Origin of the sequence: Candidatus Phycosocius bacilliformis, assembly GCF_003112735.1 — a bacterium.
GTDB lineage: Bacteria > Pseudomonadota > Alphaproteobacteria > Caulobacterales > Aquidulcibacteraceae > Aquidulcibacter > Aquidulcibacter bacilliformis.
The window spans coordinates 55,443-67,385 of the sequence record NZ_BFBR01000010.1 but is presented as its reverse complement, the minus strand read 5'-3'; the positions used below and the strand labels follow the sequence as shown (position 1 = coordinate 67,385).

Below are 11,943 nucleotides of genomic sequence, written 5' to 3'. Positions count from 1 at the left end.
ATGAGATATGGGGAAGATCGAAACAACTACTCAAACGTCCTCATTCGGGAAGGTGCCCGCTATAACTTTCGGATTTTGGGTGTTCCAGCAGCGATCCGTGCCGGTTTCGCAGTCCCTCTCGCGTTTTCTGGCGACATCGCCACGACAGCGATGCTTGACGACGTCTCGATTTGGCTCCTCGCTAGAATGGGTGCAGACGCATGATCTGCCAAAAAATAAGAGTTCTTGCTCATGATGGCCGCTACAGTCTCGATGATCACATTAGCCTTAACATGGGCATATCTCCTGACTTTCTTAGCTCTGACAATGAGGGCAAGCCGGGTCGCGGGTCGCGGCGTCGACTATTTTTCTAGGCCAGTGGGATCCCAACGTTGGACAGCACTTTTATTCAAGTTCGGCTTCATCGGGAGCGGTGCTTGGGGACTAGTTGGGATCCTTTATCCAAATTTGTGGCCACAGTTGCCTAATGGCCTTGGATGGCACGCATGGTTAGGTCTGGGCATTATGTTGGTTGGTGCTTTCATCGCCGTGGGAGCTCAGCTCCAAATGGCTGGATCTTGGCGGATTGGTGCCGTTGAAGGAACACTTGGAGCCCTCGTAACCGGCGGATTTTTCGCACTATCGCGCAATCCCGTGTTTGTCGGGCAAATGACCCTCTTTTTTGGACTTGCAATGTTTCAGCTGGACCCGGTGCAGGTCATCTTATCCGCTTGCGTTTGGATCGCCGCGATCTGGCAGGTGCGTATTGAAGAACCTGTTTTGGTAAGAAGCCTTGGCCAAGCCTATCAAGCTTACGCTACCCGAACCCCGCGATGGCTGGGCTCTATAAAGGGATCAAAGCGATGAGGGGGGATCACAACCATCATAATCATGCGGGTCATAATCATGGTGCTCATGGCCATGCTCACAGCCCAGCCAGCTACGATGGGGCCTTCGCTTTTGGGATTGGCCTTAATGTCTGCTTTGTCTTGGTCGAGCTTGGCGTGGGCCTATCGATCAATTCGCTCGCGCTCATCGCAGACGCGGGTCATAATGCGACCGATGTGCTAGGTCTCTTGTTGGCTTGGGGGGCAACAGCACTCGGTCGACTTCAGCCGAAAGGGCGCTTCACCTTCGGCTTTGGTCAGGCCACTATTCTGGCATCTCTTGTGAATGCGTTGCTCATCTTGGTTGCTGCAGGCGTGATCGGCTGGGAAGCGATCCACCGATTTGCAAACCCAAGCCCGCCTAATGGCATATTGGTGATGGTGGTAGCGGCCATTGGTGTTGCGATCAATCTTGGTACCGCTTGGCTGTTCTCGCGGGGAAGAAAGACCGACATTAATATTGAAGGCGCTTTCCTCCACATGCTGTGGGATGGCCTAGTCTCCTTGTCGGTCATCCTGGCAGGTGCAGCCATTTTGCTGACCGGGCAAGCTTGGATTGATCCAGCGATCAGTCTTGTCGTGGTTGCCGTTATGGTTGCAGGGACGTGGCATTTACTCGTGGCTTCTTCAAATCTTTCGCTTGGTGCAAGCCCAGCTGGAATTGACCTAGCCGCTGTTAAAGCTTGGCTTGCCAGTCGTCCGGGGGTTGCTTCCGTTCATGATCTTCATGTTTGGCCGCTTTCGACCACGCAAGCAGCTCTATCTGCCCATCTTGTCATGCCTAAAGGTCATCCTGGGGATCTAGCACTTGCCACTTTCGCGCATGAACTCGACGAGAAATACGGTCTCAGCCATGTCACCCTGCAAGTCGAGTTAGGTGACGGAGCGAATTGTTCGGAGTCTTCTCATGGCCAATAAAAAGAAAAAGGAACACCCGTTTCCAAGGGCCATCTGGCTTTGGCCAACGCGGTGGCTGGAACAAACCATGTTTGGCAATTTCCAATATGGCTCTGCCCAAAACAAAAGGCCCTATACATTGCCTATTTTCACACACGGAAGGACAATCAATATGTCAAAAATACTTGTTCAAAGCGCTATTTTGTTAACGCTGTTTGGCCCGCTTTCATCTTGGGCGGGCGAGCCGGTTTCGCCAAAGATAGAAGATGCAATTCTGTCTGCGCCAAAGGCATTAGAACTGGCTAGTCAATGTCGAGTTGAAGCCCGACAAAGGCACAATCTGGGCGTCTTCCCTAGGAAACAATCAAGAAATAGTGCTGTTTTACGCCGGCACTCGATTGCACTTGTTGAGTTTTGTGATGCATTTGAAGGTAAGCCCAGCAATGAATTTTGGAATGTAATCTCACCATCTAATGACCCAAGTGATCGCCCAAGGGACTTTTTAAGCGCTTGTCTATCGGAGGCAAATGGTGGCCGTCGGACCGTGTTTAAGCCGAGCCGACGACATATTGAGCGTATGGCATCTATTTGCAGAGAAATGTCAGGGAAATTGCCAAGTGAATGATTTGCGCCTTAGATTTGAATTACGAGCGTAAAGCGAGCGATTGACGTCGGACTTCGCGGCGAATGAACTGAGCATGAGGCTGGGGTGCATCAGACCAGTAATTGTCGGTGCTCGGCGGCATTAGAAACCGAATTACATTGGCCATCCATACCCAGACCACGCAGCTGGCCCACTAGATCGTTGCAGCCTATCTGACAAAATATCGATTTTGTCAGAGGGAAAGGGGATGTTAACCAGTGTAGCTGACAATATCGCTATGACTTTAGAAAGCGCCCAACAATCGAGTTTGCGGAGATCGAACGATAGGTTTGTCGCCGATCTAACGGAAGATGGAACCGTTTCTCTGCTTCATCGCACGCATAGCGCTGCTGTCGAGTCATTGTTGGAAATTTTGGCGTCTAGGCACGCGAATGTTGGAACACGCTCTCAGTATAAACAAGCGCTTCGGTCTTTTCTTGATTGGATGAAGGGTCAGCGTTTTACGAGCCTTTCTGATCTCAGAGCGTCTGATCTCAGTGCTTGGCGTGATGATATGGTAGGACATATGAAGCCTTTAACCATTCAATCACGGTTTGCTGCGGTCAGGTCGTTGTTCGATGACTTGGTTGTAGAGGGAATCCTTCCATCAAACCCCGCGGCGCGGGTAAAGGTTATGAAGGGGGATTATAGTGTCGGAAAGACGTCAACGCTTTCCGCAGCGCAAGTGCGTCGGCTTTTGGACAGTATTGAGCCGAGTACGCTTATAGGTTTGCGCGACCGCGCATTGATTGCCACCCTGATGTATTCGACATTGCGCATTTCGGCTACACTCGGGCTTACGCCGAATAGTCTGACGCATGAGGCTGGGGGGACGTGTTTCCGTGTTATCGAAAAGCGAAACAAGCATCGGCTCGTGCCGGTGCATGAGCAGCTATTTCCTTTGCTGGAAGCCTGGGTGGATGCCGCTGATCTTCGTTCAGAGCCGGATTTGCCAATCTTCAGAGCATTTGGTCGTAAGTCTAAGATTGAGGATGTCGACGCTCCCCCTCCTCTTTTGCGCCGAACTGCACTGGCTCGCCAGGATGCTTGGCAAATGATCCAGCGCCGTTCCAGTTCAATAGGGCTTACAAACGTGAGTTGCCACACATTTAGGGCAACTGGCCTTACTGTCGCCTTGCTCAATGGTGCGAGTTTGGATGAAGCTCAGGACTTGGCTGGGCATGCCAGTGTCGCTACGACGCGTCTTTATGACAGGCGCAAGGACCGTAAGATGGTTGCCACTGTCAATCGGATCAGATTTTAAGGTATTTTGTTTTTCGAGCTTTTGAAGGGTTAATCAGGTGAAATTATTGAAGTCATTGACTATATTCTGCACATTGATAGCTGGCGCTGCATGGTCGAAGCCTTTTGAAGGATGGTGGTCCGGAGGTGGAATGGGCGTTTCTGAGTATGGATACAGACGCGGCGATGGCACCGACATCGTTCTTGCATGTGATCCGAATGACAATAACCGGCTCTATTTGAGCGCAGCAATTGAAGGGACATCGCCTGTCAGTACTTTTGTAGTCTTCACTGTAGACGGCAAGGACTTTGAATTTCGTGCAGATGAACTTGGCTCTATCGAAGTTGGTAGCCGTGTGAGCGAGAATTGGCTGTACTCGCTTTTTCACGAGCTGGGGGCGGGCAAGGAGCTCGAGTTGCGATTTAGTCCGCATTCGATTTTCGATGGCGTGAATCAGAATGAGGGTTGGCAACGCTCAGTTAGTGCCACTACTAGCCGGACATTGATTTCTCTCGCCGGCAGCAGGAAGGCGTTAGGAAAGTCACTTTGCTAAGTTGGGACTCTTCAGAAATCGGCTTGGCCGTCAGGTTATTTGAAGAAGACCAAGCCGAGGAGTTTGCGAGGTTAGTGTAATGGATGATGTCAACGATCTGCCCATTAATGTTGAGGACCTTTATCTCGTTGCAGCCTTTGGCGTTTGCTGGATCGTGAGATCTATCTTGGTCAAGTTCAATAAAGTTCAAAGGGATGACACGTTTGGGGCCCCGCCTGTCTTCTTCAGGGAAGTGTACAACATTGGGTTTAGTTTTTTTGGTGTCACAGGTTTAATTCTAATCTCAAGTGGGTTTCACCCGATTAATCCTGTTTATGTGTCTCCTTGGGTTTCCGCATTTTTGAAGGTCGGCTTATTTGCTGGCATCATTTCATTTTTCCAGACTGAAGCGTTCCGGGAAGGTTACCAGCAAGCTTGGAGCCAAGCCCGACAGCGGTTACCGGGTTCAAGTGGAACTGAAGGAAGCGAAAAAGAATTGCGCTAATGCTGGGTGACTTATTGTGGAACCGGTAAACCACTTGAATGCATGCATAATAAGTGGAACGAATTTTCCTGGCTGTTGCCTTCAAATTCTTAGCAATCTTGTCTGAGTGGATTGTCAATTAGCCGAGACTGGGATTTGCCTAAAGGAGGTCGTTCTACGGCCCTTCTCACTGTTGGTTGGTGGCATAAACAACGAATAGTGATATCTCAGTTTGATCCGTAACTTCGACAACGTGCTTGGGATTAAAATCCATGATGGATGTTATTGCGCAGTTTATGTCCGATTGTAGGACTGCGTCAACTTATCATGAGGTTGAGGCCAAATTTAAGCAAGCGTTTCGTGTGTTCGGGGCCGAAACCGGTACTGTTTCCTGCCTTGGATCGACGAGCAACCTATTGAATTCTTTGAAAGTGGTTGGGTCGCCGGATTCCGAGTTTGTAAGAAATTATGCGGAGAACAACTTTATTCGTTACGATCCAGCCGCCAAAAAGAGCGTCAGTACGCTGTCGGGCTTTTCATGGGACGAATGTCGTTTTGAATCTAGAGATGATCCTCGTGCCCTTCATGTGTTAGATGTCGCGGACGATTTTGGTTATAAGAATGGTTTTGTCGTACCTATCCACAGCGGGTTGGGCAATTTTTCTGTCGTTACGTTCACCGGTGATCATCTCGAGCTCAATCCAACGACGAGAGGCTGCCTTCATCTGATAGCCATTTATTATCACGTGGCTCTGGAGCGCCTCATGCTAATTGATACTGCTGTGTCGAAGCCTGAGTTGACCGCGCGACAGAAAGAGGTCTTACGTTGGGTTTCTGCGGGAAAGACTGACTGGGAGATCGGTCAGATACTTTCTATCAGCGAAGCGACGGTTAATAGGCATGTGGAACGTGCCAAGGAGCGTATTGGCGTACGCACTCGTGCTCAGGCTATAGTGGAGTGTCTGGTGAACGGCATTGTCAGTTTGTAAGATTTTCAGCTGTCCACATGTTTCTTTCTGACGCTGGCATGCACGTTGCAAGATCCCCCCGGGGTTTTGCTCGGGAGTTCCAGTATGATACATGCGGTTACATCGGCAAATCGGAACTTGTATGCCAACCAGCTCACTGCGATGCATAAGATGCGGTATCATTTTTATGTTGCGCAAAGGGGCTGGTCTGATGGGCTCACCATAGATGAAGACCGCGAGTATGACGAGTTTGATCGCGCAGACACCGTCTATCTCATGAACCTCACGTCGGATGGCCAGATTAAGTCAACGTTTCGATTAATGCCGACAATAAATGATTACTTGCTCGATAGGTTGCCACAATTCGTGAATGGACCGATTCCCAGGGGCAATCATATTTGGGACATGACACGTTGGATTATTGCGCCATCCTTTCGTAAGGTGAATGGCGAAAGGTACAGTAAAGCGCATAGCGAGTTGGCATGTGGATTGTTTGAATTCGCTGCCACACGGGGCATCACACACTATACGACCTTAATGGACACTAGATTTTTGCCGGCCGTTGAGCAAGCCGGTTGGAAGTATGAATTATTGGGATTACCAGCGGAATACGGTGATAGAGGTGAAACCGCCATTGCAGTTATTATTGATGCCGGGCCGGAGTCGTTGGCACATAATCGTATGATTTACGATATTGATTATTCTATTTTATTCGAGTCTCCGCCCCCGAGGCTTGGAGAGCGGATCGAAGACGTCCTCGCACGACTAAATGTGATTGAGACTATTGAGAAAATTTCTGATCGAGAAGCTAGAATGGCAACGTGGGGCGGACTTACGACACAGTTCAGTGCCGCTTAGCTTCTGCTCGTCTTTTGCTTTTTGCTCTTCCGCACTTTTGTTGCTGCAGTAGCTCTGCGACCTCTTTTGCATGATCAATCGCAACCACGAGACCGCTACTTTTCTCTATTTCAAGCAGTCTTCTTAACATGCGCGACAACATTATTTCGTCGGAGGGACTGATCGGGCCCAAACATTGTAATGCGGTGCGAATGACTGCCAAGACCGGTTCACTCGGTACTTGGGATTTTGCACAACCAGTGGCCTTTTGATCGGTAACACTGTCTTGCTTTTGATTGTCGTTCACGGGTGTAGCAGGGGAAAAAAAGGCCATATTAATTCCCTAACCGAACTGTTTGACCTTCCTTTAAGCCTGTTTTGACACATTTTGATTGGTGAGAATCCACCAATCCGAAATCCTGTCTCATTTTTAGTTAACGTCTGAGATCTAGCCCTTCTAGCCTGGCCAGGCCAGTTACGGTCGGCAAAGATTGGAGGTTAAGATGTCATCAAACTCAGCGACGAACCCGCTCTTTCCTATTACACAAGGGAATGTAGAGCAGGTCTTTGACTACATCTTTGCCCCTTGGGTAAAAGAGTTGGGCTTCAAAGACTTCACGGTGTCGGAAGGGTACTGCAGTGTCATTTTGCCCTTATCCAACAAAGTCAAGTTCGTGACAGGCTCGATGTGCGGCCAGGCGATTATGGCTGGCGTCGATACCGCATCTGGACTTGCTTCAGGGACGACTGAACGTATCGGCAAAGGTACGGTGTATCAACACACTCACTTTTTGTCTCCAGCGGCGAATGACGATTATCTTTTTAAGGCAATCGTCAAGAGTTTCCGATCCTCGCGAGCTTATGTGGAGTGTGACGTCGCTTCTGTGAGGACGATGGAGCTTGTGGCTCGTGGTGTCAGCGAATTTGCCTACTAGTTCGCAAAGGTCCTGATTTCTAACCGCTCTTACAACTGAAATGTGGCGCAGTTCTACCGACAAAGCCATAGCGGGGATATCTTCAACAAGGAATTGACTGAAATGGTCGGGAATTATGACGATCTGAACCTCTATTTTGTCGGAAGCGGGGAAGTTTCCGAAGGAAATACGGTCGACGATTGGGATGGGTTCAGTAAAACGCTTGTCGCAGCAACGAGTCGTCGAAATGCTCTTTTGATCGCGAAACTTTATGATCAGAACAAAGCCTTGCTGGCCACTTTAGAATGGAAAGGCCAACCCGTTACCATGGTTAGCTTCAAGGATCCGAACACGGGACTTTATCTTTAGATAAATCTTTCGGGGATCGGTGTTTCGCGATGTCGGCTTTGTAGATTTTGCAGGTTTGAGCCTTTAGAAAGGCGGTAAGTCAGAGGCCTTGGTGGATTCTCCCAATAGCAGATGAAAAATGCTCGTCTATGAGCGAGTATGGCCAGTTCCTTCAACCTAGCAAACTTTTCTATTTTAGCGGGACTAATTGTGTGTGTTGGTTTGATTTTCCTGATTTGTTCGTCTCTGCGCTTGCTTGACGATTCAAGAAGCCAGAAAGATCGAGACGTCGAATAGACCGTTCGCAGACGCTTTTGTGCATGTTCGTTTCTTACAGGTCTACTTAATTCCGCGGATGGTCTTTGGGTTTGCGATTTATCAAAAGCGATTTTGCGAATCTTGCCGCTTCATCGATTGGAATAGTGTCGTCATTGCTATCAAAAGCACCTGCGGCCAGCAGAAGGTTGCCAAGCGTCCTTTTTCCACTCGCCAAGTCCATAATGCGCTGCTCAATGGGGTATCTGGTTAAGATTCGGAATAATTTAATATTGGGGTTAGTGTTACTGGTTCGGCGAGCTCGAAAAATGGCTTGATCCTCTGCGAAAGGATTGTACCAACTTTCGGCCAAAATAACAGTTGTTGCGGTCGGGTATTCGATGGCTTCGTTGTTGGCTTTAAGAGACAGCACCAATCCCTCTAGTTTGCCGTTAGTGAAGTCTGATGAGGTTTGGCGTCGCTGGCTTGGTGTTTGTTGTCCAGTACAAAGCCCAACAGTCAGTCCTTGGTTTGTCAGTGTTTCGTGTATTTTGCTCAGGAATGGGACCGAATTCGCAAATATTATAAACGGCCGGCCGTCAGCGATGCTTGCCTTTGCTCGGCTGAGGATTTTGGCCAGTTTTGGTGAATTGAATCCTTTTGTTTCACTCAAGAGAGGGACTACGGCTTCAGGGTCTGACGCGAATAAGTGAAGCTTCAAATACAAGTGCCGAAATTGGCTCCTAGTGGCTATTGTGGAAACAGTGTTGACTTGGCTGAATAACATTAAGTCTTTGACGAGTATATTATGGTATTTGTCGAGTGCTTTGCTCGTTTTGACATAGATAGTTTCCGGGATGAGGGCGGGCAGTTTCAAACCGAGTTGCTCTTCGTTTCGCATCAAGAAGAACGGCGAGATGAGCGAAGCAAACGCCTGGAGTGTTGGCCCGTCACCATTTTTGATCGGGATCGCAAAGGTTTTTTGGAATTGGTGTGGATTGCCCAGCAGGCCGGGCGCTGCGAGATCTATCAGGGAGTAGAGGTCCGCGGTCTTGTTATTGAACGGTGTGCCCGTTGCCAAGATTGTTTGGTGTCGTGTTAGGTTGACTATAGCCTCTCTCGCCTGCGATTTGAGGGAGTTCAGTTTATGTGCTTCATCGATGACGACAATGTCGAACGAAATTTTGCACAATCTATCCTGGTATCGATGAACATCATCGTGGGTAGCAATCAGGACGCGCAAGTCTGAGGAAGGTGTTTCATTCAGTTCAATTTGGGTGGAACGGTCCAACTTCGTGAAAGTCGTTTCTTTGAATAAGCCAGAGCATTTATCGCTCAATTGGGTCTTGTGATTTGGTGTAGTAATGTAGAGGATGTTGCCCTTGATCAATCCCGCTGCCCGCAATCGATGGCAGTGCGCGAGCGTCATATATGTTTTGCCGGCACTCATGGTATCGGCTAGCAAGCAGCCAAGCCCTAATTGGAAAAGGGCGTGCATTAACGCGAGAGCTGTCCCCTGCCCCTGTCGTGGTGTGACCATAACGTTACCAGGGATCGTTGGCGTGACGTCAATGTGGTCCCGCGCGTAGGATGTTAGCGTTTGGGCGGTTGCGAACAGAGAGTTTAGTTCCTCCGTTGGGGTAAACCCTTCGCTGGCTGCGAGAGCCACTGCGCGCGATAGCGGCACTTCATCATTGGCGGTTATAATCCGCGAGTTGATGATAGTATCTAGAGCATGCGTTAGCTGTAATTTGGTAAGGTGGAGAAGGGCTCCATTGTGAGGAACCACCATGAAAGTTGTTGGTCGGATCTTTCTGGGCTCGCGTATATCTTGAGCCCCAGCTTCATCATTGCCAGCCAAGTTTATTCCAAGTTGGGCGTCACTGTTTAGTGTTATGTCAGCTTTCAAGTTGATTGCCGCATCATAAACGCTTTCGCCGTTTTCCTTCAGGTAGGTTAGGACGCTTGGCAGGACGTTCTCTTCGTGAGTTTGAAAAGCGGCCATAAGTGTTGTGTGGAAGCTGCGGGGTCCGTCATGTTGCAATTCCTTCAACTTGGCCTGAAAGAACGCTGACATCGGTTTCAGGTCTTTGATTGGGTAAAGGCGGTCTTTGGTGATGTTTGAACGCACGTTTCTATTGAATTCGCTGCGTATTTTGTGAAATAGAATGCCTGCCTTCATTGGATCGAGGCTATGCTCGTAGGTGTAAAGATCATGTTGGTTGACGGCCGGTTCTAAATCTGTGTGCCCAGTGATGGGTAACAGTTCGTATCTGTCAAGGAAATGACGAAGCAGGAGGTCTTCATCCTCGAACCTGCGAGCGATTGTGGTATTGTTGGCGTTATTCAAGTGGATTACAGCTTTCAGGTCAGATGGGTAGACCGAGGCTGTCCGATAGTTGAATTTGATCACAAAGCACGGGACATCGAGCGTCACTCGCTTGGCGCGAATTTGCGCGGTCGGCGTTAATTTCACGGTTTGGTTCACAAGATGAACCGAGAGCATTGGCCGTTCACCCGTGAGGTGAATTTGCGTAGGTGCGTTTATGCCGGCTGCAGCGAATAGGTCCATTCTCGTCGCTCCTATTGCTTACTTTGGCTTAGTCATTGGCCGGCCAATCGATTTGTGGGGCAACTGGTGCTGGTCGCATGGTGTACCGAACATCAATATGCGGCATGACGGTATTGGTCGTTTCGGCATGACAACCCTTCTCCTGCTTGCGCACGGTCGCAGCATTTGTTGGCATCGATGTAGCCATCGATGGAGCTGCGACAGCCGCTTGTGCCTTTTGTGCTGCCTCTTTGGCCCTTCGCTCTTTGACCTCGCGCTTTTTGGCGCTTGTAATCGCCTTTTGCTGAAGCCTTAGTTCTTCATTGAGATAGTCCACCCCACGGAAATAGTCCGTTTGGTAAGGCGTATCTCTGACGGCCCCACCTAATGCCTCTAGGTCAGACCTCAGATTCATCACAGCTTTGACTTTTTCATGTGGCAGACGGGCAGCAGCTACAGCCTGCTCCAATCGAGCGCGTATCTCTTCTGGTCGGATGTTATCGATAGTGAACATCTTGCCGTCCTTTACCTATCGACGTGAGTTTCTTGATTGAAGGTTAAACGCTCAGGTGAGCCTGTTCGTCGATTAGGAAATCCTTTTGGAGATCCTTCAGTTCGCGTCGGATGAAGCTTAGCAATGGCCAAAACTGAAACCCCGACTGGGAGATTGGCTTTTTGCAACAGGTATCTTTCAGAACCAAAAAGCTTTGTGAGGAATGCATTGGCCGCTTTCCCTGGCATCGAGACGTCGCCGGAGGGCGAATGACGCATAGGGAGCATGTTCCCGATTAGCCGCGCCATTAAGATGACGGGGAAAAGAATCGTATTGAAATAGGTAATCCGCTCGATTTCGAAGCCTGTTTCTCGCAAGACGCGGTCGAGGCCCTTTTTCGTATAGCGTCGACAATGATGGTGAGCCCGGTCGTGATCACTCCACAAGAAGTTGAAAGCAGGCACTGTGATCAGAACATGGCCGTTTGGCTTAACCAGCGTCGCGACATATTTGAGAGCGCTGGCATCATCCTCGATATGCTCGAGGACATCGAGCAACAGGATTAGATCGCTTTGGGCTATTGCTGGCATATCATCCGGCAAAGAGCCTCCTTGAACCTCCAGGCCACTCCGCTCGATGGCGCGTTGACGTGAGAGCGGATCTTGCTCGACGGCCGTTACACTTCCACCTTGCTTGGCTGCGATCGCTTGCAACATCGGAAGGTTTCCCCCCGCCCCTGCCCCAATCTCAACGATATGCGCGCGCGAAGGAACTGGGATATGCCCAATCATATCCCTAATGATCGAGCGGCGGCCGACAAACCACCAATGTGTGGTATCAATCGAGAGCGCTTCGTAGGCTTCAGGCGTCATTCCATGAACCCCTTTCGCAAATGGCGGTTTTGAATAGCTT

14 protein-coding genes are annotated in these 11,943 nt (G+C 49.5%); 10 read left to right on the top strand and 4 right to left on the bottom strand.

All coding sequences use genetic code 11. The features are described from left to right. Positions 1 to 231 precede the first annotated feature (231 nt). The 8 genes from PbB2_RS16495 (at position 232) to PbB2_RS13990 (ending at position 6,491) form a co-directional block, all read left to right on the top strand. Positions 232 to 846, top strand: coding sequence for a methyltransferase family protein (locus PbB2_RS16495; protein ID WP_108985996.1), 615 nt, complete (start codon positions 232 to 234; stop codon positions 844 to 846). Further along, a complete protein-coding gene (locus PbB2_RS14015; protein ID WP_108985994.1) occupies positions 843 to 1,784 on the top strand; it encodes a cation diffusion facilitator family transporter in 942 nt (313 codons plus the stop codon). Before PbB2_RS16495 ends, PbB2_RS14015 begins: the two co-directional genes overlap by 4 nt. Further along, the gene (locus PbB2_RS15910; RefSeq protein WP_133245829.1) at positions 1,774 to 2,388 is read left to right on the top strand and encodes a hypothetical protein; all 615 of its coding nucleotides are present in this window, start codon (positions 1,774 to 1,776) and stop codon (positions 2,386 to 2,388) included. Before PbB2_RS14015 ends, PbB2_RS15910 begins: the two co-directional genes overlap by 11 nt. Before the next feature lie 226 nt (positions 2,389 to 2,614). After that, positions 2,615 to 3,670, top strand: a complete 1,056-nt coding sequence (locus tag PbB2_RS14010) for a tyrosine-type recombinase/integrase (protein ID WP_108985992.1) — start codon at positions 2,615 to 2,617, stop codon at positions 3,668 to 3,670. A 37-nt stretch (positions 3,671 to 3,707) separates the two neighbouring features. Further along, positions 3,708 to 4,202, top strand: coding sequence for a hypothetical protein (locus tag PbB2_RS14005; RefSeq protein ID WP_133245828.1), 495 nt, complete (start codon positions 3,708 to 3,710; stop codon positions 4,200 to 4,202). 79 nt (positions 4,203 to 4,281) lie between these two features. Continuing rightward, the gene (locus tag PbB2_RS14000) at positions 4,282 to 4,686 is read left to right on the top strand and encodes a hypothetical protein (RefSeq protein WP_108985989.1); all 405 of its coding nucleotides are present in this window, start codon (positions 4,282 to 4,284) and stop codon (positions 4,684 to 4,686) included. A 251-nt stretch (positions 4,687 to 4,937) separates the two neighbouring features. Beyond that, a complete protein-coding gene (locus tag PbB2_RS13995; protein ID WP_108985987.1) occupies positions 4,938 to 5,654 on the top strand; it encodes a helix-turn-helix transcriptional regulator in 717 nt (238 codons plus the stop codon). 84 nt (positions 5,655 to 5,738) lie between these two features. Beyond that, positions 5,739 to 6,491, top strand: coding sequence for an acyl-homoserine-lactone synthase (locus PbB2_RS13990; RefSeq protein WP_108985985.1), 753 nt, complete (start codon positions 5,739 to 5,741; stop codon positions 6,489 to 6,491). Here the strand turns inward: PbB2_RS13990 and PbB2_RS15905 are convergent. Then, entirely contained in the window at positions 6,478 to 6,804 is a 327-nt protein-coding gene (locus tag PbB2_RS15905; RefSeq protein ID WP_133245827.1) for a hypothetical protein, read from the bottom strand. The genes PbB2_RS13990 and PbB2_RS15905 overlap by 14 nt on opposite strands. Positions 6,805 to 6,973: 169 nt before the next feature. On the opposite strand from PbB2_RS15905, the gene PbB2_RS13985 reads away from it, so the two are divergent. Together PbB2_RS13985 and PbB2_RS13980 are read left to right on the top strand one after the other, a co-directional pair. Beyond that, positions 6,974 to 7,405: a PaaI family thioesterase gene (locus tag PbB2_RS13985; RefSeq protein ID WP_108985984.1), complete on the top strand. Its 432-nt coding sequence runs from the start codon at positions 6,974 to 6,976 to the stop codon at positions 7,403 to 7,405. A 102-nt stretch (positions 7,406 to 7,507) separates the two neighbouring features. Then, the gene (locus PbB2_RS13980; protein WP_133245826.1) at positions 7,508 to 7,753 is read left to right on the top strand and encodes a hypothetical protein; all 246 of its coding nucleotides are present in this window, start codon (positions 7,508 to 7,510) and stop codon (positions 7,751 to 7,753) included. Between the two features lie 322 nt (positions 7,754 to 8,075). On the opposite strand, the gene PbB2_RS13975 is transcribed toward PbB2_RS13980, so the two are convergent. The 3 genes from PbB2_RS13975 to PbB2_RS13965 are packed head-to-tail and all read right to left on the bottom strand — an operon-like array spanning position 8,076 to position 11,903. Further along, positions 8,076 to 10,559 carry a DEAD/DEAH box helicase gene (locus tag PbB2_RS13975; RefSeq protein ID WP_108985980.1) on the bottom strand — a complete coding sequence of 828 codons (2,484 nt, stop codon included), beginning with the start codon at positions 10,557 to 10,559 and terminating at the stop codon, positions 8,076 to 8,078. A gap of 28 nt (positions 10,560 to 10,587) precedes the next feature. Beyond that, positions 10,588 to 11,052 (bottom strand): hypothetical protein, encoded by a 465-nt coding sequence (locus PbB2_RS13970; RefSeq protein ID WP_108985978.1) that lies wholly within the window; start codon positions 11,050 to 11,052, stop codon positions 10,588 to 10,590. A gap of 11 nt (positions 11,053 to 11,063) precedes the next feature. Further along, on the bottom strand, positions 11,064 to 11,903 hold the full coding sequence (locus PbB2_RS13965) for a class I SAM-dependent methyltransferase (protein WP_108985976.1): 840 nt from the start codon (positions 11,901 to 11,903) through the stop codon (positions 11,064 to 11,066). Between the last annotated feature and the right edge of the window lie 40 nt (positions 11,904 to 11,943).